Here is a 24,909-nt window from a genome sequence, read left to right on the forward strand (position 1 = left end):
CTGTGGACCTGGCCGGTCCGAGCGCGCTGACACCCGCAGGGTTTTAGCCGCGCACGGCGGGAGTACGGACATATGGCAACGGGGATCGTCGGGGAGTTCCTCGATCTCAAGGCGGAGACGGACGCTGACGTCCTCGCGATGCAGTGCGGCGACTTCTACGAGTTCTTCGCGGACGACGCCGAGCTGGTCGCCGACGAGCTCGACCTGTCGATCTCGCAGAAGTCCTCCCACGGCTCGTCGTACCCGATGGCGGGCGTTCCCCTCTCGGAGCTGACGCCGTACGTGAACGCCTTGGTCGAGCGCGGCTATCGGGTCGCGGTCGCCGACCAATACGAGACCGAGGGCGGCGACCACGCCCGCGAGATCGTCCGCGTCGTCACGCCGGGCACCGTCCTCGAGACGAGCGACGACGACGCGCGCTACCTCGCCGCGGTCGTGCGGGAGGACGGGACGGACTCCGGGGACGGCCCCTACGGACTCGCGTTCGCCGACGTGACGACGGGGCGGTTCCTCGCCACGACGGTCGACGACGGAGGTGACCTGCGCGCCGAGCTCTACCGGTTCGACCCGGCCGAGGTGCTGCCCGGTCCACGGGTCCGCAACGACGACGGCCTCCTCGGCGCGGTCCGCGAGGACCTCTCGGGGCGCGTCACCGCCTTCGACGCGGAGGCGTTCGCGGCCGGGCGCGCGAGACACGCGGTGCGCGAGCAGTTCGGCCGCGAGACGACCGACAGCGTCGGGCTCGACTCGACGCTCGCCGTCCGCGCCGCGGGCGCGGTCCTCTCGTACGTCGAGGAGACGGGGGCGGGCGTGCTCGCCTCGATGACCCGCCTGACGGCGTACGGCGCGGCCGACCGCGTCGACGTCGACGCGACCACGCAGCGCAACCTCGAGATTACGGAAACGATGCGGGGCGACGCGGACGGCTCGCTGTTCGACACGGTGGACCACACCGTCACGGCCGCCGGCGGGCGACTGCTCCGCGAGTGGCTCACCCGGCCGCGACGCGACCGCGAGACGCTCGAACATCGGCTCGACGCGGTCGAGGCGCTGGCATCGGCGGCGCTCGCCCGCGACCGGCTCCGCGACGTCCTCGGCGACGCCTACGACCTCGAACGCCTCGCGGCGCGCACGACGAGCGGGAGCGCGGGCGCCCGGGAACTGCTCTCGATCCGCGACACGCTCGCGCTGCTGCCGGCCCTCGCGGACGCCGTCGACGACACCCCCCTCGCTGACTCGCCCGCGACCGCCGTGCTCGGTCGGGTCGACCGCGACGCGGCGGCCGCCCTCCGCGCGGAACTCGCCGACGCCCTCGCCGAGGACCCCCCGAAGGCGAAGACGGGCGGCGGCCTCCTGAAGCGCGGCTACGACGACGAGCTCGACGACCTGATCGAGCGCCATGAGGAAGTGAACTCGTGGCTCGACGGCCTCGCGGAGCGCGAGAAGCGCAAGCACGGGCTCAGCCACGTCACCGTCGACCGCAACAAGACGGACGGCTACTACATCCAGGTCGGGAAGTCGGTCGCCGACCAGGTCCCGGAGCACTACCGCGAGATCAAGACTCTGAAGAACTCGAAGCGGTTCGTCACCGACGAGCTCGCCGAGAAGGAGCGGGCGGTCCTCCGCTTGGAGGAGGCCCGCGGCGAGCTGGAGTACGAGCTGTTCGAGGAGCTCCGCGAGCGCGTCGCCGAGCGCGCCGAACTGCTTCAGGACGCCGGGCGGGCGGTCGCCGAGCTCGACGCGCTCGCCTCGCTCGCGACCCACGCCGCGCGGCGCGACTGGACGCGCCCGGCGCTGACGGACGAGCGTCGGCTCGACGTTGAGGCCGGCCGCCACCCCGTCGTCGAGGGGACGACCGACTTCGTCCCGAACGACCTGCGGCTCGACGCCGACCGCGGCTTCCTCATCGTCACCGGCCCGAACATGAGCGGCAAGTCGACGTACATGCGGCAGGCCGCGCTGATCCAGCTGCTCGCGCAGGCGGGCTCGTTCGTCCCCGCGCGCGCCGCCGAGGTTGGGCTCGTCGACGGCATCTACACGCGCGTCGGCGCCCTCGACGAGCTGGCCCAGGGCCGGTCGACGTTCATGGTGGAGATGCAGGAGCTGTCGAACATCCTCCACTCGGCGACCGTGGACTCGCTCGTCATCTTAGACGAGGTCGGCCGCGGCACCGCCACCTACGACGGTATCTCCATCGCGTGGGCCGCGACCGAGTACCTCCACAACGAGGTCCGCGCGCGGACGCTCTTCGCTACTCACTACCACGAGCTGACGACGCTCGCGGACCACCTCCCGCGCGTCGAGAACGTCCACGTCGCCGTCGACGAGCGCGACGGCGAGGTGACGTTCCTCCGCACCGTCTGCGACGGCCCGACGAACCGCTCGTACGGGGTCCACGTCGCCGACCTCGCGGGCGTCCCCGACCCCGTCGTCTCCCGCGCGGACGAGGTCCTCGACCGGCTCCGCGAGGAGAAGGCGATCGAGGCGCGCGGCGGGTCGCGAGGGGGCGAGAACGGCGACGGCGAGCGTTCCGGCGACGGCGACGGCACGCAACAGGTCGTGTTCGACCTCTCCTCCGGGTCGTTCGCCGGGGACGGCGCGTCCAACTCCGATCGGGAAGAGGACTCGGCCTCTCGGAACGGGACCGCCGCGACCGGGTCGGAATCGCCCAGCGCGACCGGGCCTGAGTCGCCAACCCCGGCGGCTGAGTCCGACGCCGCGGCGGCGCGGCTCGACGCGGAGACCCGCGCCGTGATCGAGGAACTGAGCGACGTCGACGTCGCGGAGACGCCCCCGGTGGAGCTGCTCTCGCGGGTCCAGGAGTGGCAGGATCGGCTCGACTGAGCGGTGCGTCTGACGTAAGAACTAATGTCTGACCTCGTCGTGTGGTGTGTATGGGCATCATGAGCAAGATCCTCGGCGGGGGTGGGAGCCGCTCCGTCGACGACTACGTCGAGCTCGACACGGACGACTTCGCTGACGCGCACGCGGAGACCGGCACGCAGGTACACTTCGCCGAGATCGCCGACCAGAGCGACGTCATTCCGATCAAAGACGCGGTGTACGACGGCGACTTCGTCGTCGCCGACATCACCCGCCACTCCACGTCGGACCGGACGATAGAACACGTCTACGACGAGCTCCGACAGGTCGTCGAGGAGGTCGACGGCGACATCGTCCAGAAGGGCGACGACCAGATCATCGTCACTCCGACCGGCGTCAAGGTCTCGCGGCAGAAGCTGTAGGCCTTCTCTCCAGACGTCTCGCCCCCGTTTCCCCTCGTGACACCGGCCTCGCGGCCGGCATTCGGGCGTACCGGCCGAACCGTGTCATATATGCCGTTCTCCCGCCCACGTAGAGTCGAATGGACGAGCCGGTCCTCCTAACGGGCGCCGGCGGACGGGTGGGACAGGCCATCCTCCGCGGTATCGGCGACGACTACGACTGGCGGCTCCTCGACCGCGAGCCCCTCCCGGCCGCGAAGGTGCCGAACGGGGTCACCGACGCCGACCGGTACGTCGCCGACATCACCGACGAGCGCGCCGTCCGCGAGGCGGTCGCCGACGTCGGCGCGGTGATCCACCTCGCCGGCGACCCCCGGAAGACGGCCCCGTGGGACTCGGTCCTCCGGAACAACATCGACGGGACGCAGGTCGTGATGCGCGCCGCCGCCGACGCCGGCGTCGAGAAGTTCGCGTTCGCCTCCTCGAACCACGCCGTCGGCGGCTACGAGACCGACGAGCGCACCCCCGACCTCTACCGGCCCGAGGACGAGTACCGGCTCGACGGGAGCGAACTCCCCCGTCCCGGCAACCTCTACGGCGTCTCGAAGGCGGCGGGCGAGTCGCTCGGACGCTTCTATCACGACGAGTTCGGGATGAGCGTCGTCTGCGTCCGCATTGGGAACCTCACCAAGGACCACCCGCCCCGCGAGTACGAGCGCGGACAGGCGATGTGGCTCTCACACCGCGACTGCGCGCACCTGTTCGACCGCTGCCTCCGGGCGACGTACGGCTACGAAGTCGTCTACGGCATCTCGAACAACGACCGACGGTACTACTCGATCGAGCGCGCCTGCGAGGCGCTCGGCTACGACCCAGCCGACAACTCCGCCAATTACACCTTCGAGGGCGAGCCGAAGCCGGACCGCGACACCGAGACGAACGGGGGTCGCTACGCGGCGGACGGGTTCGACGCCGACCGCGCCGGCGACGCGCCGCCCGCCGAACCGAACTTCCCGGCGGATCCGGACGCGCCGGGCGACGACACCTGAGCGCCGCGGCGCGACCGACGCTCGCCTCCGGACCGGCGCCGCTAGAACAGTCCGTCGACGTCTCGCCGCTTCCGTTCCTCGCGCTCGACGTGATCGCCCAGCCGCGCGGCCACCTGCGGTCGCGCGTCCGGCGTCCGCAGGTACGCGAACAGCAGTTCGGCGAACTCGGTCCGGCCCGTCCCGCGCGCCGCAGACGCGAACTCGGCCGCGGTCGCGAGCGTCGTCTCGTCGCCCGGCTCGCCTGCCGCCGCGAGCGCCGGGGCCGCGAGGTCGGCCGCGCCGAGAGACAGATCGCCGAACGTCGGCGCCTCGTCATCGACGCGAACCCGCGGCGGCGTCGCCGACTCCGCCGCTTCGGGTGCCACGGCGAGGCGCTCCGCCCACTCTCTGACGGGCGCCACCGCGACCCCCTGCGGGTCGGTCACGGCTGCCAGCGCCGCGGCGGCGTCCTCCGCGCGATCGGAGGCCTCCTGACCGTCGCCGTCGACCGCGCGTTGCGTCGCTGTCGCGGTCGCGGCCAGTCCCCGGAACAGTCGATCGGCGTCCTCCTCACGAGCCTCGCTCGATGCCGTCGGCGTCGCTTCCCAGACGCTCCGCGCCGCGACGAGATGTCGCTCGTTGAACAGCGCGGCACCAGCGACGACGCGCTCGACGCTGGCGGCGGTGTCGCGGTCGCTCACGCGTCGCGGTCGGTGGCGGCGAGCAATAAATGTCGAGTTCCGCGACGGTGCGGCGGAGGGTTCGGGCGTCAGCGGAGTGGCGGAGGGCCCGCGCGGCAGAGAGCGGTGGAGGGTTCGGGCGTCAGCGGAGTGGTGGAGAGTTCGAACGTCAGCGGTTCGATCAGGTCTCTCGGACGCTCGCGTCGCCGTCCGGCAGCCGGAGCGTCCGACCGACCGCGGTCGGATACCGGCGGTGGAGCGCCGCGCCGACGACCGCGCCGGCGAGGGCCGCCAGCGCGACCGCGGCCGCGACCGGGAACGATATGACCGCGACCGTCGCCACCGGCAACGCCGCGAAGGCGATTGCCGCGCCGGGCGACGGGAGGGGGTCGGACGGGTGCGGACCCGCGCACGGGTCGGGATGGTCGGTGCGTCTGGAGGGGGATCGGTCTGCTGTCATCGTCGGATTTGAGTGGTGGTGCGAGGCGTGCGCCTCGCGGTCGGCGTCGACTCGGCCGCCGCCGACCGCACCGCGCGGTCGGGAGACGGCGAACTGGTGTCAAGAGCGGTCCGTTGGAGACTATCACTCGCGTCTGCCGCGAGCGGGCCGTCTCCGCGCCGGGGTCACGCGGCGACGGCACCGAGGAGAGCGGTGACCGGCCCGCGGCCCCGTTTCCGGGCGCTCCAGCGGGGGGCGAACGTCGGAATGGGGTTGCGGACGGTCATGGATTCGACCCGGCGGTGGGGACCGACCGGACGTACATTCATCCAGTGACGGAACTAAGTTAATAGTTTCCTGAGTGTGCGAACCAATGGCGTGGGCTCGCCGTCCCGGCAGCCGGCGGTATCGGCGCATCCACCAGTACACTAAGGACATCGGGGGTCGTATCTCTGGTAGACGTGTCAGGTAGCCTACTCCCGGTGATCGCCGTCATCCTCGTCTCGGGACTCGCGGTCCAGCTCCTCGCTCACCGGCTGCGCGTGCCGAGCGTCATCTTCTACCTCGCGATCGGGGTCGTGTTGGGGCCCGAAGTCTTGGGACTCGTCACGCTGGAGACGTTCGGCGAGGGACTGGAGATCATCGTCGGCCTCAGCGTCGCGATCATCGTCTTCGAGGGGGCGTTCGCGCTCCGGTTCGACCGGATCCGCCGCGCGTCGACGGTCTCGCTCCGGCTGGTGACCGTCAGCGCGGTCGTGATGTTCGTCGGCACGGCGGCGGCGGTCCGCGTCTTCACCGGCGGTGAGTGGGAGATCGCGCTGCTCGTCGGCGCGCTGCTCGTGGCGACGGGCCCGACCGTCATCACGCCGATCCTCAACGTGGTCCGGGTGCGGGACCACGTCGCCACCGCGCTGGAGACTGAGGGGATCGTCAACGACGTGACGGCCGCGATCGTCGCGGTCGTCATCTTCGAGACGCTGCTGCTCGACGACCTCGGCGTCCCCGCGACCGTGCTCTCGTTCCTCCAGCGGTTCGGCGTCGGGGTCGCCGCGGGGCTGCTCGCGACGGCGATCATCTACCTGCTGCTGGACAGCGACATCGTCCCCGAGCGCGACGTCCAAGCGTCGCAGTTCCTCGTGCTGGCGGCCGCGATCGGGTCGTTCGCCGCCGCAGAGGCCGTCGCCGCGGAGGCCGGTATCGCGGCGGCCGCGACGAGCGGGATCCTCCTCGGGAACCTCGATCTGGACAACCGTGAGGAGATCGAGCGGTTCGCCCAGAACACGACGCTCATCGTCCTCTCGTTCGTGTTCATCTCGCTCGCCGCGCTGATCGACGTGGCGGCGATCGCCGGGCTCGGCGTCGGCGTGATCGCGCTCGTGCTCGTCATCATGTTCGTCCTGCGACCGCTCGGCGCGCTCCTCGCGACCCTCGGCGTCGAGCGGTTCACCCGCCCGGAGCGGCTGTTCATCGCGAGCGTCGGCCCGCGGGGGATCATCCCGGCGAGCGTGGCGACGCTGTTCGCCATCGAGCTGGAGCTCGCGGGCAGCGTCGCCGCCGGCGAACTGCTCGTCGGCACGGTGTTCGCGGTCATCTTCGCGACGGTCCTCGTCGAGGCGGGGTTCGCGCGGCAGATCGGAGAGTTCCTCGGAGTGTCACCAATGCGCACGATAATCATCGGCGGGGGTCGGGTCGGCCAGGCGCTCGCCACGCGACTGGAGAACAGGGGCGAGTACGTCGTCGTCGTCGAGACGGACCCGGACGTCGCCGAGCGGGCGCGCGCGGAGGGGTTCACCGTCTATGAGGGCGACGGCAGCGACACGGAGACGCTGCGCGCCGTCGACATCGATGACGCGAAGCGGTTCATCACGACGACGGCCGACGACGATATCAACCTCCTCGCGTGCCAGCTCGCGATCACCAAGTTCGACGTCGAGTCGGTGTACTCGCGGGTGAACGACCCGGACAACGTCGACGCCTTCGACAGTATCGGCGTCACCGGCATCGACGCCACGACGGCGACCGCGGCCGCCATCGACGACGAGATCGAGCGCCCCGCGCTCACGCACTGGATGAACGAACTCGGCGACAGCCACGACGTTCAGGAGGTTGAGGTGACTTCTCGGGAGCTGGCGGGGAAGAGCATCCGCGACCTCAACAGCCGGATTCCGGACGGGACGTTCGTCGCCGTGATCAGCCGCGACGGCGAGAACCGCGTCCCGTCGGCCGACAGCGTCCTCGAGATCGGTGACCACGTGACGTTCATCGGCAACACTGACGGGGTCCGTCGGGCGATGGAGCGGTTCCACCCGCACGATTGATTGGTGACTTGGCTCGGTCGGCCCGTCTGCTACGCTCGGCTGAGGGGATCTAAGCCACTCCTCCCGAGGCTGACGTACGCTCGCTACTCTCGCCTCTGGTGTGGCCGAAGATGTCCTGACGGAGTCCCACGCGAGCGGTGCGAGGGCGACCGAAGGGAGCCCTCGACAGTGAGCGGCGAAGCCACGAACGAAGCGAGCGTGGGGGCAAGTCAGGACGTGAACGCAGCTGCTATCGAACGAAGCGAGGCAGCCGCAAAGTGAGCGTCCTGACGGAGATTTGAACTCAAAAAGACGGTCGCCCTCGCTTCGCTCGGGCGCTGCGTCTTTTCTGCTCAAAGCTCCGCGGAGTTTCTTTCAGCACGTACTGCTCGCTACGCTCGCAGTATTGTGCTGAAAGAAACGTCCTGACGGAGATTTGAACTCCGGTCCCTGGCTCCGCAAGCCAAGAGGATAGTCCACTACCCTACCAGGACTCATCTTTACGTATCGCGGTAGAACTTAAGACGGTTACGGTCCGGCGGCCGCGTGCCTGCGGTCCGCATGCCTCCCGCGTCGGATGAACACCTTTTGTATCGACGGGACCGATGGACGCCTATGAGACGTCTTCGAGCCGCGACCGCGATCCGTTCCGGTCGCCGCGCCGACCGGAACGGATCCGGCGCGAACCCCGACCAACGGCAACGCTTATCCGCGAACTCGCCGACCACGGAGGTACGCGCATGGGAGCCATAGAGGAGGTGTACGAGGACCTCGACACCGACGTCGAGTTCGAGGAGTTCGAGGCCGCCGTCGAGGACAAGGTGGATCAGATGGGCGGGCTGGCGGACGAGGAGACCGCCGCGATGCTCATCGCGCACGAGCTGCGCGACGAGGAGGCCGACACCATCGCCGACATCGAGCCGGGCATGAACGACGTGAAGTTCCTCGGCAAGGTGACTGCCATCGGCGAGGTCCGGACCTTCGAGCGCGACGACGAGGACGCGGAGGAGGGCCGCGTGTGTAACGTCGATGTCGCCGACGCCTCCGGCTCCGTCCGGGTCGCCCTCTGGGACGACATGGCCGCGGCGGCCGCGGAGGAGCTCGAAGTCGGGCAGGTCCTCCGAGTTATGGGCCGCCCGAAAGAGGGGTACAGCGGCCTCGAAGTGAGCGCGGACAAGGTCGAGCCGGACGAGGACGCCGAGGTCGACGTCCAGGTGCTCGACACCTACCGCGTCGAGGACCTCGCGCTCGGCGCGTCCGATGTGGACCTCGTCGGGCAGGTGTTAGACACGGACTCGATCCGGACGTTCGACCGCGACGACGGCAGCGAGGGGCGCGTCGCCAACCTCACGCTCGGCGACGAGACGGGGCGCGTGCGCGTCACGCTGTGGGACGGGAAGGCCGACCTCGCCGAGGAGTTCGCGGCCGGCGAGGTCGTCGAGGTCGGCGACGGCTACGTCCGCGAGCGCGACGGCGACCTAGAGCTCCACGTCGGCGACCGCGGCACGGTCGAGCGCGTCGACGAGGACGTCGAGTACGTCCCGGAGACGACCGACATCGCCGACCTCGAGATCGACCAGACAGTCGACATCGGGGGCGGCGTCATCGAGACCGACCCGAAACGGACGTTCGACCGGGACGACGGCAGCGAGGGGCAGGTCCGCAACGTCCGGATCAAAGACGAGACCGGCGAGATCCGCGTCGCGCTGTGGGGGGACAAGGCCGACCGCGAGATCGAACTGGCCGACCGCGTCGTCTTCACCGACGTCGAGATCCAGGACGGCTGGCAGGACGACCTCGAGGCGTCCGCGAACTGGCGGTCGACCGTCTCCGTCCTCGACGAGGGGAGCGACGCGGCGGCCGGCGTCGGCGGCGCGTCCGGGTCCGGGAGCACCGGGGGCGACGGCGCCGACCGCGGCGCGGACGAGACCGGGCTCGGCGCGTTCGCCGAGGACGGACAGAAGGCGGCCGCGGAGGCCGTCGCCGGCGAGGGCGGCGACGACGGCAGCGGCGGCGCGGCGACCGCGACGGCGGAGCAGTCGGGCGGCGCGGTCGAGTTCACCGGAACCGTCGTCCAGACCGGGGACCCGGTCGTCCTCGACGACGGACAGCAGACGAGGACGGTCGACACCGACGCGAGCCTCCGGCTCGGCGAGGAGATCACCGTCCGCGGGCCGGAACGCGACGGAACCATCGACGCGGACGACGTCTTCTGACGCGGTCGAGATTTTCTGCCGCGGTCGAGGCTTTCGGGTTCGGCTCGTTCCCCCTCCGGAGCCGGCGGCGATGCGGGTAACGGAAAGCGTTATACGATACACGGACGCGACTGTGTGTATGAGTGTCGAGTTGCCGTTCGCGCCGGTCGACGGGATCATCCGGCGGAACGCCGGGGAACTCCGCGTCAGCGCGGACGCCGCCGAGGAGCTCGCCCGACGGATCCAATCGCACGGCGCGGACCTCGCCGTCGACGCGGCGGAGCGGGCGACCGCGGACAGCCGGAAGACGCTGATGGCGGCCGACTTCGGCGTCGAGCAGGTCGTCAGCCGCGAGGACCTCACCCTGCCGGTCGCGCCCATCGACCGGATCGCGCGACTCCGGATCGACGACCGATACCGGGTCGGCGTCGACGCGCGGGTCGCGCTGGCCGATATTCTGGAGGACTACGCCAACAACGTCGCGAGCGCCGCCGCCACGCTCGCCCGCCACGCGGACCGCCGAACGGTACAGGCCGAGGACATCGAGACGTACTTCGCGTTGTTCGAGTAGATGCGGTTCGGCTACAGCGACCGGTGTCTCGACCACGACACCGGCGAACGACACCCGGAGAACCCGGATCGGCTCCGCGCGATCCGCCGCGGGCTCACCAAGCGCCACGGCGTCGAGTACGTCGAGGCCGACCCCGCAGAGAAGGCGGCGATCACCGCGGTCCACGACGACGGGTACGTCGACGAACTGGAGTCGTTCGTCGCCGACGGCGGCGGGAGCTGGGACCCCGACACCGTCGCCAGCGACGGCACGTGGGACGCGGCGCTCACCGCCGCCGGCCTCGCCCAGTGGGCGGCCCGCGAGGCGCTCGACAGCGCGACCGGTCGACAGACGCCGTTCGCGATCGGCCGCCCGCCGGGCCACCACGCCGTCACCGACGACGCGATGGGGTTCTGCTTCTTTAACAATGCCGCCGTCGCCGCACAGGCCGCGATCGACAAGGACCTCGCGGACCGGGTCGCCATCTTCGACTGGGACGTCCACCACGGCAACGGGACGCAGGACATCTTCTACGACAGCGAGGACGTCTTCTACGCGTCGATCCACGAAGACGGGCTCTACCCGGACACGGGCGCGCTCGACGAGACCGGCGAGGGAGACGGCGAGGGGACCACCGCGAACCTCCCGCTGGCCGCCGGGGCCGGCGACGCGGACTACCTGTACGCCGTCGACGAGGGGATCGCGCCCGCGGTCGACCGGTTCGACCCGGACCTGTTCATCGTCTCCGCCGGGTTCGACGCGCACCGCCACGACCCCATCTCGCGGATGCGCGTCTCCTCCGAGGGGTACGCGCTGTTGACCGACCGGATCCGAACGCTCGCCGACGATGTCGGCGCGGCCGACGCGTACGTCTTGGAGGGCGGTTACGGGCTCGACACCCTCGCCGAGGGCGTCTCGATGGTCCACGAGACGTACGACGGTCGGACGCCGGTCGACACCGACGAGGAACCGGACCAGAAGACCGAGTCACTCGTCGACGACCTACGGACGGAACTGGACCTGTAACGCGCTGCCTCACCGGCCGCTCCGCTCTCGGTTTTGTCTCTCAAACTTGGATTCGTCGACGCCGGACTCGCTCGTCACTGTTGCCCCTCGATTGTTGTTGCGGCGTCGAAGGAACGCCCGGAGCGGGATTTGAACCCGGAGGACTTCGCTCACTCCGTTCGCTCGTCCTCAGATTCAAACCCCTCTGCTCGCGTTTTCGACCAACGGCTTGCTCCGCTCGCCGTGTTGTTCGTCGAAAACGCCCGGAGCGGGATTTGAACCCGCGTCACGACCGTGACAGGGTCGTATGATGGGCCACTACACCATCCGGGCAAACAGCGACAGCGCCCCGAAACGTGGGGACGCCCGGAGCGGGATTTGAACCCGCGTCACGACCGTGACAGGGTCGTATGATGGGCCACTACACCATCCGGGCTTGTCGCATCAGTTCGTACCCCTGTCTGGCAAATAAGGCTTGTCATCCCTATCGGGAGTGCGGGTTGGTGACAGGGAATCCGGGGCCTCGAACCGCGACGCAGAGGGGGTCGCCGGGTCCGCGATTGCGGTCGCCTCCGGTATCCTTTTGTGTCGACCTCGCGTGTGTGGGAGTGTCGAACGCCCCCCGACCCGCCAGCCGTGCGCGGCGGCGCTTGGTAAGTCTTATGCCGCTGGCGTATATACATATCTGTAGTATCTCGTGATAGCTTCTCCCCACCACCAGCACCCATGGTAGACGTAAGCCAACACGAACTCGTCCCGGACCACGTCCTCCTCGACGACCCCGAGGAGGTCGAGGAGGTCCTGGCGGAGTACGACGTGAAGAAAACGAACTTACCGAAGATCAAACGCACGGATCCCGCGATCCCCGACGAGGCCGAGGTCGGCGACGTGGTGAAAATCGTTCGCGACTCCCGCACGACCGACGAGGCGGTCGTGTACCGACTGGTCGTCTCATGAACAGGCAAGATCGACGCGTTGTTTCACGCGAGTATTTCTCGGACGAACGGCTCGCCGAACACCACTTCCGCTCGTTCAACAACTTCCTAGACCGCGGCATGCAGGAAGTCGTCGACGAGAAGGAGACGATCGAGACGGACATCGGCGACAAGGAGGGCCAAGAGCCCGTCTACGTCGAACTCGGCGATGTGCGGATGGTCACGCCGCGCGTCCGCGAGGCCGACGGCTCCGAGGAACTGCTCTACCCCCAAGAGGCGCGTCTCCGGAACATCACCTACTCGGCTCCCGTGTTCATGGAGATGTCCATCGTCCGCGGCGGTGAGGACGAGCCCGAGCAGGTCGTCGACACGACCGAGACGAAGGTCGGTCGGATGCCGATCATGGTCGGCTCGGACAAGTGTAACATGGCGGGCTTCTCCGACGAGGAGCTCATCGACATCGGCGAGGACCCCGTCGACCCCGGCGGCTACTTCATCGTCAACGGCTCCGAGCGCGTGCTGATGACCTCGGAGGACCTGGCGCCGAACAAGATCCTCGCCGAGTACGACTCGAAGTACGGCGACGAGATCCAGGTCGCCAAGACGTTCTCCCAGCGCCGCGGCTACCGTGCGCTGGTGCTCTGTGAGCGCAACCGCGAGGGGCTGCTCGAAGTGTCGTTCCCCTCCGTCTCCGGCTCTATCGACTTCGTGACGCTCGTCCGGGCGCTCGGGCTCGAGTCCGACGAGGAGATCGTCCACCGCGTCTCGGACGACCCCGAGATCGTGAAGTTCATGCTGGAGAACTTAGAGGAGGCCGACGTACAGACCACCGAGGGGGCCATCGAGACCCTCGGCGAGCGCGTCGCGAGCGGTCAGGGGAAGAACTACCAGCTCAAGCGGGCGAACTACGTCATCGACCGCTACCTCCTCCCGCACCTCCACGAGGAGGGCGTCGACGAGGAGGACGTGCGGATCAACAAGGCGTACTACCTCTGCCGGATGGCCGAGGCGTGCTTCGAGCTCGCGCTCGACCGCCGCGAGGCCGACGACAAGGACCACTACGCGAACAAGCGCCTGAAGGTCTCCGGCGACCTCATGCGCGACCTGTTCCGCACTGCGCTCAACAAGCTGGCGCGCGACGTGAAGTACCAGCTCGAACGCGCCAACATGCGGAACCGGCAGCTCACCGTCAACACGGTGGTCCGCTCCGACGTGCTGACCGAGCGCCTCGAACACCCGATCGCGACGGGGAACTGGGTCGGCGGCCGCTCGGGCGTCTCCCAGCTCGTCGACCGGACGGACTACATGGGCGTGCTCTCGCACCTCCGCCGGCTGCGCTCGCCGCTGTCGCGGTCGCAGCCGCACTTCGAGGCGCGGGACCTCCACGCGACCCAGTGGGGTCGCATCTGTCCCTCCGAGACGCCGGAGGGGCCGAACTGCGGGCTCGTGAAGAACTTCGCGCAGGCGATGGAGCTCTCACAGACCGTCGAGGACGAACAGGGGCTGAAACGAGAACTGGCGTCGATGGGTGTCGAGGGGATCCCCGGCATCGAGGGCGTCGAACGACAGACGGCGGACGACTAACATGGCACAAGCAGAACGCGAAGCGAAGGTGTACGTCAACGGGAGCCTCGTCGGCACCCACGAGAATCCGGACGAGCTCGCCGAGCAGATCCGCGAGGCGCGCCGCCGCGGCGACGTCTCGGAGATGGTGAACGTCTCGGTGAAAGACCGGACGCGTGAGGTCATCGTCAACGCCGACGCGGGGCGGGCGCGACGCCCGCTCATCGTCGTCGAGAACGGCGAGCCGCTCCTCGGAGACGAGGAGGTCGAGGCGCTCGAACGCGGCGACGTCGAGTTCGAGGACCTCGTCGAGCGCGGCTACGTCGAGTTCATCGACGCCGAGGAGGAGGAGGACATCCTCGTCGCCGTCGACGAGGAGGACGTGACCGACGACCACACGCACCTCGAGATCGACCCGCAGCTCGTCTTCGGCATCGGCGCGGGGATGATCCCGTACCCCGAGCACAATGCGAGCCCGCGGATTACCATGGGCGCGGGGATGATGAAGCAGTCGCTCGGACTCCCCTCGGCGAACTACCGGATCCGGCCGGACACGCGTCAGCACCTCCTCCACTACCCGCAGCTGGCGATGGTGAAGACGCAGACGTCCGACCAGATCAGCTTTGACAAGCGGCCGGCGGCGCAGAACTTCGTCGTCGCCGTGATGTCCTACGAGGGCTTCAACATCGAGGACGCGCTGGTGATGAATCAGGGCTCCGTCGACCGCGCGCTCACCCGCTCGCACTTCTTCCGGACCTACGAGGGCGAGGAGCGCCGGTACCCCGGTGGCCAGGAGGACCGCTTCGAGATCCCGGACCAAGACGTGCGCGGCGCCCGCGGTGAGGACGCGTACACGCACCTCGACGAGGACGGCCTCGTCAACCCCGAGACGAAGGTCGACGAGTCGTCCGTCCTGCTCGGCAAGACCAGCCCGCCGCGCTTCCTCGAGGAGCCCGACGACATGGGCGGGCTCTCCCCGCAGAAGCGCCGCGAGACCTCGGTGACGATGCGCTCGGGCGAGTCGGGCGTCGTCGACACCGTGACGCTGATGGAGGGCGAGGACGGCTCCAAGCTCTCGAAGGTGAAGGTACGCGACCAACGGGTCCCCGAACTCGGCGACAAGTTCGCGTCCCGCCACGGCCAGAAGGGCGTCGTGGGCCACCTCGCGCCGCAGGAGGACATGCCGTTCACCGAGGAGGGGGTCGTCCCCGACCTGGTGATGAACCCGCACGCGCTGCCGTCGCGGATGACGGTCGGCCACGTGCTGGAGATGCTCGGCGGAAAGGTCGGCTCGCTCCGCGGCTCGCGCGTCGACGGGACGCCGTTCCAGGGCGAAGACGAAGAGGAGCTCCGCGACCAGCTCGAGGAGCACGGGTTCGAGTCCTCCGGGAAGGAGGTCATGTACTCCGGCGTCACCGGCGAGAAGATCGATGCCGAGATCTTCGTCGGGACGATCTTCTACCACAAGCTGTACCACATGGTGTCGAACAAGCTCCACGCCCGCTCGCGCGGGCCGGTCCAGGTGCTCACGCGCCAGCCGACCGAGGGGCGGGCCCGCGAGGGCGGGCTGCGCGTCGGGGAGATGGAGCGCGACACGATCATCGGCCACGGCGCGTCGATGGTGCTCAACGAGCGGCTGCTGGAGTCTTCGGACGCCGAGACGGTCCACGTCTCCGCGGAGACCGGGCTCGTCGCCGTCGAGGACCGCGAACAGCGCCGCGTGTACGACCCGGTCACGGGCGACGAGGACGACATCCACGAGCTGGAGGTCAGCTACGCGTTCAAGCTGCTGCTCGACGAGATGATCGCCCTCGGCATCCGACCGAAACTCGAACTGGAGGACGCGATTTAGATGTCAATGCAAACACCGAAAGTGCTCGGCGGGATCGACTTCGGCCTCATGGACCCGGAGACGTACCGGGACATGTCCGCGACGAAAGTGATCACGGCCGACACGTACGACGACGACGGCTACCCGATCGATATGGGGCTGATGGACCCGCGACTGGGCGTCATCGATCCCGGCTTGGAGTGTCGGACCTGCGGCTCCCACTCCGGCTCCTGTAACGGCCACTTCGGCCACATCGAACTGGCCGCGCCGGTCATCCACGTGGGCTTCACGAAGCTCATCCGGCGGCTGCTGCGCTCGACGTGCCGCGAGTGCGGTCGCCTCGCCTTGGACGACGCGCAGCGCGACGAGTTCCGCGACCGCTACGAGCGGGCGAAGGAACTCGGCGACGACGAACACGACGTGCTGAAGGCCGCCGTCCGGCAGGCCCGCAAGGCGTCGACGTGCCCGTTCTGCGGCGAGCCGCAGGCGGACATCAAACACGAGAAGCCGACCACCTACTACGAGGTCCAGGACGTGCTCTCGGGCGACTACTCCGAGCGTATCGCGGCCGCGATGCAGCCCGACGAGGAGGAGGACGACCCGGGCACCTCCCCGCAGGAGCTCGCCGAGAAGACGGATATCGCCGTCGACCGGATCAACGAGATCATGGCCGGCGAGTTCCGCCCGCGCAAGGAGGACCGCCGCGCCATCGAGAAGGCGCTCGACGTGGACCTCACCGAGGAGGACATGAACAAGCTGATGCCCTCGGACATCCGCGACTGGTTCGAGGACATCCCGGACAAGGACCTCGAGGTCCTCGGCATCGACTCCGAGCACTCCCGCCCGGAGTGGATGATCCTGACGGTGCTCCCGGTCCCGCCGGTGACCACCCGTCCCTCGATCACGCTCGACAACGGCCAGCGCTCCGAGGACGACCTCACGCACAAGCTGGTCGACATCATCCGGATCAACCAGCGGTTCATGGAGAACCGCGAGGCGGGCGCGCCGCAGCTGATCATCGAGGACCTCTGGGAGCTGCTCCAGTACCACGTCACCACGTTCGTCGACAACGAGATCAGCGGGACGCCGCCGGCCCGACACCGCTCCGGCCGTCCCCTCAAGACCCTCAGCCAGCGGCTGAAGGGGAAGGAGGGCCGCTTCCGCGGCTCCCTGTCGGGGAAGCGCGTCAACTTCTCCGCCCGGACCGTCATCTCGCCGGACCCGACCCTCTCGCTGAATGAGGTCGGCGTCCCGGACCGCGTCGCCAAGGAAATGACCCAGACGCTCAACGTCACCGAGCGCAACGTCGAGGAGGCGCGGCAGTACGTCCGGAACGGCCCCGAGGCCCACCCCGGCGCGAACTACGTGCGCCGCCCCGACGGCCGCCGGCTGAAGGTGACCGAGAAGAACTGCGAGGAGCTGGCCGAGAAAGTCGAGGCCGACTGGGAGGTGAACCGCCACCTCGTGGACGGCGACATCGTGATCTTCAACCGGCAGCCGTCGCTCCACCGGATGTCCATCATGGCCCACGAGGTCGTGGTGATGCCGTACAAGACGTTCCGGCTCAACACCGTCGTCTGTCCGCCGTACAACGCCGACTTCGACGGCGACGAGATGAACATGCACGCGCTCCAGAACGAGGAGGCCCGCGCCGAGGCCCGCGTCCTCATGCGCGTCCAAGAGCAGATCCTGAGCCCCCGCTTCGGCGGGAACATCATCGGGGCCATCCAGGACCACATCTCCGGGACCTACCTGCTCACGCACTCGAACCCCGAGTTCTCCGAGACGCAGGCGCTGGACCTGCTCCGCGCGACCCGCGTGGACGAACTGCCCGAGGCGGACGGCGTCGACGACGCCGGTAAGGAGTTCTGGACCGGCCGGACGCTGTTCTCCGAGCTGCTCCCGGACGACCTCGACTTATCGTTCTCCTCCTCGGCCGGCGACGACGTCGTCATCGAGGACGGCCAGCTGATCGAGGGGACCATCGACGAGGACGCGGTCGGCGCGTTCGGCGGCGAGGTCGTCGACACCCTCACGAAGGCTTACGGCGAGACCCGCGCCCGGGTGTTCATCAACGAGATCGCGTCGCTGGCGATGCGCGCGATCATGAACTTCGGGTTCTCGATCGGGATCGACGACGAGTCGATCCCGCCGGAGGCCGAAGAGCAGGTCGACGAGGCGATCGAGAGCGCCTACGACCGCGTCCAGGAGCTGATCGAGACGTACGAGGCCGGCGAGCTCGAGTCGCTGCCCGGCCGCGGCGTCGACGAGACGCTGGAGATGAAGATCATGCAGACGCTCGGCAAGGCCCGCGACTCGGCCGGGGAGATCGCCGACCAACACTTCGGCGACGACAACCCGGCGGTCGTGATGGCGCGCTCCGGCGCGCGTGGCTCGATGCTGAACCTGACGCAGATGGCCGGCTCAGTCGGCCAGCAGGCGGTCCGCGGCGAGCGGATCAACCGCGGCTACGAGGACCGGACGCTCTCGCACTACCGGCCTGACGACCTCTCCTCGGAGGCGCACGGGTTCGTGGAGAACTCCTACCGCGGCGGGCTCACCCCACAGGAGTTCTTCTTCCACGCGATGGGCGGCCGCGAGGGGCTCGTCGACACGGCGGTCCGGACCTCCAAGTCCGGCTACCTCCAGCGACGGCTCATCAACGCGCTCTCCGAACTGGAGGCGCAGTACGACGGCACGGTCCGGGACACCTCGGGCCGGATCGTCCAGTTCGAGTTCGGCGAGGACGGCACCTCGCCGGTGAAGGTCTCCTCCGGCGAGGAGGACGGGATCGACGTCGACGGGATCGTCGACCGCGTCGTCGACGCGGAGTTCGCTTCCGACGAGGAGAAAGAGCGGTTCCTCGGCGAGCGCGAGCCGCCGACGAACCTCTCGGAGCACGCCGGGCCGGGCCTGAACAAGGCCTCCGAGCTGGAGGTGGAGTCGGATGACTGAGTTCGACAACGTCACCGACGACATGGAGGCAGTCGTGGAGGCGACTTCTCTCCCCCGTCGGCTCAAGACGAAGGTGTACGACGCCATCGACCGGAAGGCCGAGGAGGCCGGCGGCGTCACCATCGAACAGGCGACCGACATCGCCGAGGGCGTCGCGAACCGCTACGAGCGGACGCGGGTCGACCCCCTCGACCCGGTCGGCACCGTCTCCGCGCAGTCGATCGGCGAGCCCGGGACGCAGATGACGATGAACACGTTCCACTACGCGGGCGTCGCGGAGATCGACGTCACGCAGGGGCTCCCCCGGCTCATCGAGCTGGTGGACGCCCGGAAGACGCCGGACACGCCGATGATGACGGTCCACCTTGACGGCGAGTACGCGACCGACCGGGAGAAGGCCCACGAGGTCGTCTGGTCGATCGAGGCGACGCGCATCCTCGCGCTCGGCGACGTGTCGACGAACGTCGCGGACATGCTGGTCCGAATCGACCTGAACGACGACACGCTCTTAGAGCGGTGGCCGACCCACTCCGACCCGACGGAGATCGCGGAGATCATCGCCGAGACAATCGAGGACGCGCTCGGCGTCGAGACGCGACAGGCCGGCACGGTCATCGAGTTCGGCCCCAACGAGCCGAGCTACCGCGAGCTGCTCCAGCTCGTCGAGCGCTTGCGCGAGATCGTGTTCAAGGGCATCGAGGAGATCGAGCGCGTCGTCATCCGCAAAGAGGAGATCGACGGCGACGAGGAGTTCGTCCTCTATACCGAGGGGTCGGCGTTCGGCGACACCCTCGACATCGAGGGCGTCGACGCCTCGCGGACGACGTGTAACAACATCCACGAGATCTACCGCAACCTCGGGGTCGAGGCCGCCCGCGAGACGATCATCGACGAGACGAAGAACACGCTCGAAGAGCAGGGGCTCGACGACGTGAACGTCCGCCACCTCATGCTCGTCGCCGACATCATGACGAACAACGGCGAGATCGAGTCGATCGGCCGGCACGGCATCTCCGGCAACAAGGACTCGGTGCTCGCCCGCGCGGCGTTCGAGGTCACGGTCAACCACCTGCTCGACGCGGCGATCCACGGCGAGTATGACGACCTCGACGGCGTCATCGAGAACGTCATCGCCGGCAAACCGATCTCGATGGGGACCGGCGACGTCGACCTCCGGATGGGGTCGCGCGTCGTGAGCGACGACTAATGCGCGTCGAGCTCTCCGACGAGGCGCGGCGCTACATCGGCCGGTTCGACGAGCTGACCGGCGTCGCGCCGACCGACTGCCTCGTGGAGGGCGACCGACTCGTGTTCGTGGTGCCCGCCGGCGAGATGGCGAGCGCGATCGGCCAGGGCGGCGAGACCGTCGCGGAGGCCGAGCGGCGGCTCGGGAAGTCGATCGAGCTGGTCGAGGACGCCGACACCGCCGAGGCGTTCGTCGCGAGCACGCTCGCGCCGGCGGCCGTCAACGCCGTCACCATCTCGGAGCAGAACGACCGCGTGGCGTACGTCGAGGTCCCGGAGGCGGACCGCGGCGTCGCCATCGGCGCGGAGGGCGCGAACATCGAGACCGCTCGCCGGCTCGCAGCGCGGCACTACGACGTCGACGACGTCCAGCTGACCTGAGCCGGAACCCACGCCCTTTTGCCGACGCGACCGTTCCTCGTCTCATGAACCGGAGGCGCTTCCTCAGCGGAGTCGGAGCCGGGGCCGCGGTCGGCGTGGCCGGCTGCCTCGGCGACGGCGACGAGAACGGCGGCGCGGACCGGCCGTTCCCCGACGCCGACTGGCGGACAGAGGACGGGCTCGACGTGGCCCTCCTCGCGGATCGACACGTCGAGGCGCTCGTCGGCGCCGGGGGTGCCACGCTGTTCTCGACGGCGGCGACGAGCCACGACGGCGACGCGGAGCCGACCCCGTGGTTGCCCTCACAGGAGTACGAGGCCGCGTACGACCTCGAGAACGGACGACAGTACGTGCGACAGGAGCTGACGGAGGCGGAGGCCGCCGACGTCTCGGAACTGTACGTCACCGCCGACTTGGCGCTCATCCGCCGACGGAGCGGCGACGAGACGCGGTACGCCCGTCGCGCGGTCAAGCGGTCGGACGGCGACTTCGCGGAGGTGATGCGCGGCGAGGTCGTGACCGGGATCCGCGTCGAGGGACAGACCGCGGAGGGCGAGACGGAGTACGAGGGGCTGAACCTCTGGAACCCCACGAGCGACGGGGCGGGCGAGGTGCGCGGCGAGCGGACGGCGCGGTTCGCCGCCGACGCCTTCGCCGGCGACCGGGCCGTCCCCGAGACCGTCGACACGGCGTCGGCGACGATCCACGTGTACGAGTCCGCCGTCGTCCCACGGCTCCGACAGTCGTGGGCAGGCGAACACGACGGCCAGTCGGCGAGCGTCGACGTCGACATCGACTACCGAGACCTCGGCGCGACGGTGCCGGAGCCGGACTGGGCCGAGACGGCGCGCGAGGAGACGAGCGGCTGACCGTCGCCGGCCAAAACGACGGCCGCTCGCGCCGGCTCACCGGCTCAGCGGGAGCGAACGGCCGTCGTTCCCGACCCGCGGTCGGTTCGCGAAACCCCCTCAGATCCGTCGAGAGGTAGCGCTCGGAGGATCTGAGGCCGTTTCGCCGCGGAGAAAGACGACGCTTAAGTAGCTCCGTTTGGAAATAGGCGTACGATGGCGAACGGCAAGTACGCGGCCCGTAAGCTCAAAAAGGACCGGCAGAAGCGCCGCTGGTCCGACTCCGAGTACGCTCGGCGCGAGCGCGGGCTCAAGACGAAGTCCGACCCCCTGGAGGGTGCCCCGCAGGCGCGCGGCATCGTCCTCGAAAAGGTCGGTATCGAGGCAAAGCAGCCGAACTCCGCGATCCGAAAGTGTGTTCGGGTTCAGCTCATCAAGAACGGGAAGCAGGTCACCGCGTTCTGTCCCGGTGACGGTGCGATCTCCTTCATCGACGAGCACGACGAGGTCACCATCGCCGGGATCGGCGGTGCGAAGGGCCGCGCGATGGGCGACCTCTCCGGCGTCAACTACAAAGTCGAGAAGGTCAACGGCGTGTCGATGATCGAACTGGTTCGCGGCAACGCGGAGAAGCCGGTCAGATGAGCGGCGAGGAGACCGAGGCGCCGTCCGAGGAGGACGTCGCCGCCGACGAGCCGGACCCGGACGCGCCCGCGTCGAGCGAGGCCGCCAACGAGAACGCCAAGCTGTTCGGCGTCTGGGACGTCACCGAGATCGCCTACGAGGACCCCTCGACGAAGCGCTACATGACCGTGACGCCCATTGCGCACACGATGGGTCGGCACGCGTCCAAGCAGTTCAAGAAAAGCGAGATCTCCCTGGTCGAGCGGCTGATCAACCGCCTGATGCAGACCGAGGAGAATACGGGCAAGAAGCAGCAGGCGACGCGGATCGTCCGCGACGCCTTCGACATCGTCCACGAGCGGACCGAGGAAAACCCGGCCCAGATCCTCGTGAGCGCCGTCGAGAACGCCGCGCCCCGCGAGGAGACCGTCCGCCTGAAGTACGGCGGCATCTCCGTCCCGAAGGCGGTCGACGTCGCGCCCCAGCGCCGCGTCGACCAGGCGCTGCTGTTCATCTCCGACGCCGTCGCGAGCGCGACGTACAAGTCGTCGACCCCCGCGGCCGAGGCGCTCGCGAGCGAGCTCGTCCTCGCCGCCGACTACGACGTCGAGCGCTCGTACTCCATCTCGCAGAAGGAAGAGCGCGAACGCGTCGCCGCTGCGGCCCGCTGACCCGGGTTCGCCGGCAGCCGACCCCTCTCCGTTTTATTCTCTCTCCACCTACCGACAGGTCCGTGCCGACCGCTCGTCACGTCGAGCGGCTCCCTTCGGGACCGCCGGCCACGGAAGGCGGTGCCGCCGCTGGCGACCATGAAATAGTGAAAAGCGGGACTGCGACCGCGCGCTCGCGGTTCAGTCGTCGGCCGGGGCCGCGCCGGAGCCGCCGTCCGCGTGCTGCTGTTTGACCCACGAGAGCTTGCCGCCGGCCGCGAGGATGTCGCGCTCGCGCTCGGAGGCGTCCAGGTCGGCGGTAAACTCCCACTCGCCGTTGACGCTGACGGTGAACTCCTCCTGGCCGGAGGAGACGCCCGCGGGCACGTCGTCGACGATCTCGAGGTCGTCGCCCTGGTCGATCTCCTCGTACGTCTCCTCGTCGATCGCCAGCGGGACGATCCCGAAGTTGAAGAGGTTCGCCTTGTGGATGCGGGCGAAGCTCTGCGCGAAGACCGCCTCGATGCCGAGGTACATCGGACAGAGCGCGGCGTGTTCACGGGAGGAGCCCTGCCCGTAGTTCTCGCCGGCCACGAGGACGCCGCCGTCGGCGTCGAGCGCGCGCTCGGCGAACGTGTCGTCGACGCGCGAGAGCGTGAACTCGGAGAGCTTCTCGATGTTCGAGCGGAACTTCAAGATGTCCGCGGTCGCCGGGATGATGTGGTCGGTGGTGATGTTGTCCTCCATCTTGAGGAGGGCCTCGCCGCCGTCCACGTCGATCCCGTCTTTCAGCGGCACGTCGCCGATGTTCGGGCCCTTGACCAGCCCATCGTCGATCGACTCGTCGGGCGAGATGATGTCGGAATCGTCCTCGCCCATCCCGGGGCCGTACTTCGTGCCCATCTCGAGGCCGGGGGCCTCGAGGTCGCCGAGGTCGTCCGCGAGGTCACGCGGGTCGACGATCTCGCCGGTGATGGCCGCCGCGGTGGCGACCTCGGGCGAGCAGAGGAAGACGGAGTCGTCCTCGATGCCCGAGCGGCCCTCGAAGTTGCGGTTGAAGGTGCGCAGCGAGACGGAGTCGGAGGCGGGCACGTGGCCGATGCCGATACACGCGCCGCAGGTCGCCTCGGAGAAGTTGACGCCGGCCGCCATCATCTCCGCGGTCCAGCCCTCGCGGGCCAGCATCTCGGAGGCCTGCTTCGAGCCGGGCGCGACGATCATCTCGGTCTGCTTGGCGACCTCGCGGCCCTCCAGCATCTTCGCGCTGGGGAGGATGTCCTCGTACGCGCCGTTGGTACAGGAGCCGACGATGACCTGCTCGACGTCGGTGCCCTCGAACTCGCTGACGGGGGCGACGTTGTCGGGCATCGACGGGGCGGCCACGAGCGGCTCGAGCTCGGTCAGGTCGACCTCGATCGTCTCCGCGTACTCCGCGTCCGCGTCGGGCTGGAGGTCGACGTACTCGTGCTCGCGGTCCTGGCGCGCGAGCCAGTCCTTCGTCTTCTCGTCGGTCGCGAAGATCGAGGAGGTGGCGCCGAGCTCGGTGCCGAGGTTCGTGATCGTGGTGCGCTCGGGGATCGTGAGCTCCTCGGCGCCGGGGCCGGTGTACTCGAAGATCTTGCCGACGCCGCCCTTGACGGTCAGCTCGCCGAGGAGGTGGAGCGCGATGTCCTTCGCGGTCGCCCACTCGGGGAGCTCCCCTTCGAGGTGGACGTTGACGACTTCCGGCATCTCGACGTAGTAGGGGCCGCCGCCCATCGCGACGGCGATGTCGAGTCCGCCGGCGCCGATCGCGAGCTGGCCGAGCCCGCCGGGGGTCGGCGTGTGCGAGTCGGACCCGAGCAGCGTCTTGCCGGGCGCAGCGAAGTTCTCCTTGTGGACTTGGTGGCAGATCCCGTTGCCGGGCCGCGAGAAGTACGCGCCGTACGTGCCGGCCGCAGAGCGGAGGAAGCGGTGGTCGTCGGTGTTCTTGAAGTCGAACTGGTACGTCTGGTGGTCGCAGTACTGCGCGGCGAGCTCCGTCTGGACCTCGTCGAGGTCCAGCGCCTCGAACTGGAGCCACACCATCGTCCCCGTGGTGTCCTGCGTCAGCACCTGGTCGATCTCGATGCCGATCTCCTCGCCGGGCGTCAGCTCGCCCTCGACGAGATGATCATCGAGGATCTTCTCTGTAATCGTTTGTCCCATATCATCCGCAGTTGGCTCTCCCGTGGATATAAAACCCGCGAGTTTCCCGAAGATCGACCGTGTTAGATCGTTTGATGCGGCAACGCTCGCGCGTATCTCGGCGTGATACCACGCACCGTGAAATACGTAGCCGTGCCGAGTATTTTAGGTCATTAAACGCCTGAAACGGCCGAAAAACACCGCCTCAGCGGTCGCGGCGAGACCGCCCGCTTCCCGTGCGAGCGGCGCGCGGCGCGGCCGACACCGTTTAGGCTCGGCCGCGGTTCCGGACG

Annotated in this window: 19 protein-coding genes and 3 tRNA genes; 16 read left to right on the forward strand and 6 right to left on the reverse strand. The window is 68.9% G+C overall.

Going from position 1 to position 24,909, the window contains the following annotated elements; translation table 11 throughout:
- The first annotated feature begins 72 nt into the window (after positions 1–72).
- The 3 genes from mutS (at position 73) to azf (ending at position 4,273) form a co-directional block, all read left to right on the forward strand.
- Positions 73–2,844 (forward strand): DNA mismatch repair protein MutS, encoded by a 2,772-nt coding sequence (gene mutS, locus ABNG04_RS05865; protein WP_371160892.1) that lies wholly within the window; start codon positions 73–75, stop codon positions 2,842–2,844.
- 50 nt (positions 2,845–2,894) lie between these two features.
- Complete coding sequence (locus ABNG04_RS05870; protein WP_297884576.1) at positions 2,895–3,245, forward strand: cell division protein SepF; 351 nt, start codon at positions 2,895–2,897, stop codon at positions 3,243–3,245.
- Between the two features lie 119 nt (positions 3,246–3,364).
- A complete protein-coding gene (gene azf, locus ABNG04_RS05875; RefSeq protein ID WP_371160895.1) occupies positions 3,365–4,273 on the forward strand; it encodes an NAD-dependent glucose-6-phosphate dehydrogenase Azf in 909 nt (302 codons plus the stop codon).
- Positions 4,274–4,314: 41 nt separating this feature from the next.
- On the opposite strand, the gene ABNG04_RS05880 is transcribed toward azf, so the two are convergent.
- Positions 4,315–4,953 (reverse strand): hypothetical protein, encoded by a 639-nt coding sequence (locus ABNG04_RS05880; RefSeq protein WP_371160897.1) that lies wholly within the window; start codon positions 4,951–4,953, stop codon positions 4,315–4,317.
- 160 nt (positions 4,954–5,113) lie between these two features.
- On the reverse strand, positions 5,114–5,392 hold the full coding sequence (locus ABNG04_RS05885) for a hypothetical protein (protein WP_371160898.1): 279 nt from the start codon (positions 5,390–5,392) through the stop codon (positions 5,114–5,116).
- A gap of 461 nt (positions 5,393–5,853) precedes the next feature.
- On the opposite strand from ABNG04_RS05885, the gene ABNG04_RS05890 reads away from it, so the two are divergent.
- On the forward strand, positions 5,854–7,689 hold the full coding sequence (locus ABNG04_RS05890) for a cation:proton antiporter (RefSeq protein WP_371161929.1): 1,836 nt from the start codon (positions 5,854–5,856) through the stop codon (positions 7,687–7,689).
- Between the two features lie 400 nt (positions 7,690–8,089).
- Here the strand turns inward: ABNG04_RS05890 and ABNG04_RS05895 are convergent.
- A tRNA-Arg gene (locus ABNG04_RS05895) sits at positions 8,090–8,162 on the reverse strand.
- 246 nt (positions 8,163–8,408) lie between these two features.
- Between ABNG04_RS05895 and ABNG04_RS05900 the strand changes: the two genes are divergently transcribed.
- From ABNG04_RS05900 to ABNG04_RS05910, 3 genes are all read left to right on the forward strand, one after another.
- Complete coding sequence (locus ABNG04_RS05900; protein ID WP_371160900.1) at positions 8,409–9,884, forward strand: single-stranded DNA binding protein; 1,476 nt, start codon at positions 8,409–8,411, stop codon at positions 9,882–9,884.
- Between the two features lie 118 nt (positions 9,885–10,002).
- A complete protein-coding gene (locus ABNG04_RS05905; protein WP_371160902.1) occupies positions 10,003–10,434 on the forward strand; it encodes a histone family protein in 432 nt (143 codons plus the stop codon).
- Positions 10,435–11,439, forward strand: a complete 1,005-nt coding sequence (locus tag ABNG04_RS05910) for a histone deacetylase family protein (protein ID WP_371160904.1) — start codon at positions 10,435–10,437, stop codon at positions 11,437–11,439.
- Positions 11,440–11,678: 239 nt separating this feature from the next.
- Here the strand turns inward: ABNG04_RS05910 and ABNG04_RS05915 are convergent.
- Both ABNG04_RS05915 and ABNG04_RS05920 read right to left on the reverse strand, forming a co-directional pair.
- Positions 11,679–11,751, reverse strand: a tRNA-Asp gene (locus ABNG04_RS05915).
- Positions 11,752–11,781: 30 nt separating this feature from the next.
- Positions 11,782–11,854, reverse strand: a tRNA-Asp gene (locus ABNG04_RS05920).
- Between the two features lie 290 nt (positions 11,855–12,144).
- Between ABNG04_RS05920 and ABNG04_RS05925 the strand changes: the two genes are divergently transcribed.
- The 9 genes from ABNG04_RS05925 to ABNG04_RS05965 all read left to right on the forward strand — a co-directional run bounded on the left by ABNG04_RS05925 (position 12,145) and on the right by ABNG04_RS05965 (position 22,471).
- Entirely contained in the window at positions 12,145–12,375 is a 231-nt protein-coding gene (locus ABNG04_RS05925; RefSeq protein WP_371160906.1) for a DNA-directed RNA polymerase subunit H, read from the forward strand.
- Positions 12,372–13,937 (forward strand): DNA-directed RNA polymerase subunit B'', encoded by a 1,566-nt coding sequence (locus ABNG04_RS05930; RefSeq protein ID WP_173229174.1) that lies wholly within the window; start codon positions 12,372–12,374, stop codon positions 13,935–13,937. The genes ABNG04_RS05925 and ABNG04_RS05930 overlap by 4 nt, the downstream gene beginning before the upstream one ends.
- Position 13,938: 1 nt before the next feature.
- Positions 13,939–15,768 carry a DNA-directed RNA polymerase subunit B gene (gene rpoB / locus ABNG04_RS05935; RefSeq protein ID WP_149799274.1) on the forward strand — a complete coding sequence of 610 codons (1,830 nt, stop codon included), beginning with the start codon at positions 13,939–13,941 and terminating at the stop codon, positions 15,766–15,768.
- A gap of 6 nt (positions 15,769–15,774) precedes the next feature.
- Complete coding sequence (locus ABNG04_RS05940; protein ID WP_371161931.1) at positions 15,775–18,702, forward strand: DNA-directed RNA polymerase subunit A'; 2,928 nt, start codon at positions 15,775–15,777, stop codon at positions 18,700–18,702.
- A complete protein-coding gene (rpoA2, locus tag ABNG04_RS05945; RefSeq protein WP_371160909.1) occupies positions 18,695–19,909 on the forward strand; it encodes a DNA-directed RNA polymerase subunit A'' in 1,215 nt (404 codons plus the stop codon). Before ABNG04_RS05940 ends, rpoA2 begins: the two co-directional genes overlap by 8 nt.
- The gene (locus ABNG04_RS05950) at positions 19,909–20,328 is read left to right on the forward strand and encodes a NusA-like transcription termination signal-binding factor (protein ID WP_297887178.1); all 420 of its coding nucleotides are present in this window, start codon (positions 19,909–19,911) and stop codon (positions 20,326–20,328) included. Before rpoA2 ends, ABNG04_RS05950 begins: the two co-directional genes overlap by 1 nt.
- A 44-nt stretch (positions 20,329–20,372) precedes the next feature.
- Entirely contained in the window at positions 20,373–21,197 is an 825-nt protein-coding gene (locus ABNG04_RS05955; protein ID WP_371160911.1) for a hypothetical protein, read from the forward strand.
- Between the two features lie 195 nt (positions 21,198–21,392).
- Positions 21,393–21,821, forward strand: coding sequence for a 30S ribosomal protein S12 (locus ABNG04_RS05960; protein ID WP_006111505.1), 429 nt, complete (start codon positions 21,393–21,395; stop codon positions 21,819–21,821).
- Complete coding sequence (locus ABNG04_RS05965; RefSeq protein ID WP_371160913.1) at positions 21,818–22,471, forward strand: 30S ribosomal protein S7; 654 nt, start codon at positions 21,818–21,820, stop codon at positions 22,469–22,471. Before ABNG04_RS05960 ends, ABNG04_RS05965 begins: the two co-directional genes overlap by 4 nt.
- A 180-nt stretch (positions 22,472–22,651) precedes the next feature.
- Here ABNG04_RS05965 and ABNG04_RS05970 read toward each other — a convergent pair whose 3' ends face one another.
- Entirely contained in the window at positions 22,652–24,637 is a 1,986-nt protein-coding gene (locus ABNG04_RS05970) for an aconitate hydratase (protein WP_371160915.1), read from the reverse strand.
- Between the last annotated feature and the right edge of the window lie 272 nt (positions 24,638–24,909).

Origin of the sequence: Halorubrum miltondacostae, from assembly GCF_041379815.1 — an archaeon.
GTDB classification, from domain to species: domain Archaea; phylum Halobacteriota; class Halobacteria; order Halobacteriales; family Haloferacaceae; genus Halorubrum; species Halorubrum miltondacostae.

Bases quoted from the DNA above. Each gene is read 5' to 3' on its own strand.
- mutS (WP_371160892.1), top strand. From the start codon at position 73: ATGGCAACGGGGATCGTCGGGGAGTTCCTCGATCTCAAGGCGGAGACG.
- ABNG04_RS05870 (WP_297884576.1), top strand. From the start codon at position 2,895: ATGGGCATCATGAGCAAGATCCTCGGCGGGGGTGGGAGCCGCTCCGTC.
- azf (WP_371160895.1), top strand. From the start codon at position 3,365: ATGGACGAGCCGGTCCTCCTAACGGGCGCCGGCGGACGGGTGGGACAG.
- ABNG04_RS05885 (WP_371160898.1), bottom strand. From the start codon at position 5,392: ATGACAGCAGACCGATCCCCCTCCAGACGCACCGACCATCCCGACCCG.
- ABNG04_RS05900 (WP_371160900.1), top strand. From the start codon at position 8,409: ATGGGAGCCATAGAGGAGGTGTACGAGGACCTCGACACCGACGTCGAG.
- ABNG04_RS05905 (WP_371160902.1), top strand. From the start codon at position 10,003: ATGAGTGTCGAGTTGCCGTTCGCGCCGGTCGACGGGATCATCCGGCGG.
- ABNG04_RS05910 (WP_371160904.1), top strand. From the start codon at position 10,435: ATGCGGTTCGGCTACAGCGACCGGTGTCTCGACCACGACACCGGCGAA.
- ABNG04_RS05925 (WP_371160906.1), top strand. From the start codon at position 12,145: ATGGTAGACGTAAGCCAACACGAACTCGTCCCGGACCACGTCCTCCTC.
- ABNG04_RS05930 (WP_173229174.1), top strand. From the start codon at position 12,372: ATGAACAGGCAAGATCGACGCGTTGTTTCACGCGAGTATTTCTCGGAC.
- rpoB (WP_149799274.1), top strand. From the start codon at position 13,939: ATGGCACAAGCAGAACGCGAAGCGAAGGTGTACGTCAACGGGAGCCTC.
- ABNG04_RS05940 (WP_371161931.1), top strand. From the start codon at position 15,775: ATGCAAACACCGAAAGTGCTCGGCGGGATCGACTTCGGCCTCATGGAC.
- rpoA2 (WP_371160909.1), top strand. From the start codon at position 18,695: ATGACTGAGTTCGACAACGTCACCGACGACATGGAGGCAGTCGTGGAG.
- ABNG04_RS05950 (WP_297887178.1), top strand. From the start codon at position 19,909: ATGCGCGTCGAGCTCTCCGACGAGGCGCGGCGCTACATCGGCCGGTTC.
- ABNG04_RS05955 (WP_371160911.1), top strand. From the start codon at position 20,373: ATGAACCGGAGGCGCTTCCTCAGCGGAGTCGGAGCCGGGGCCGCGGTC.
- ABNG04_RS05960 (WP_006111505.1), top strand. From the start codon at position 21,393: ATGGCGAACGGCAAGTACGCGGCCCGTAAGCTCAAAAAGGACCGGCAG.
- ABNG04_RS05965 (WP_371160913.1), top strand. From the start codon at position 21,818: ATGAGCGGCGAGGAGACCGAGGCGCCGTCCGAGGAGGACGTCGCCGCC.
- ABNG04_RS05970 (WP_371160915.1), bottom strand. From the start codon at position 24,637: ATGGGACAAACGATTACAGAGAAGATCCTCGATGATCATCTCGTCGAG.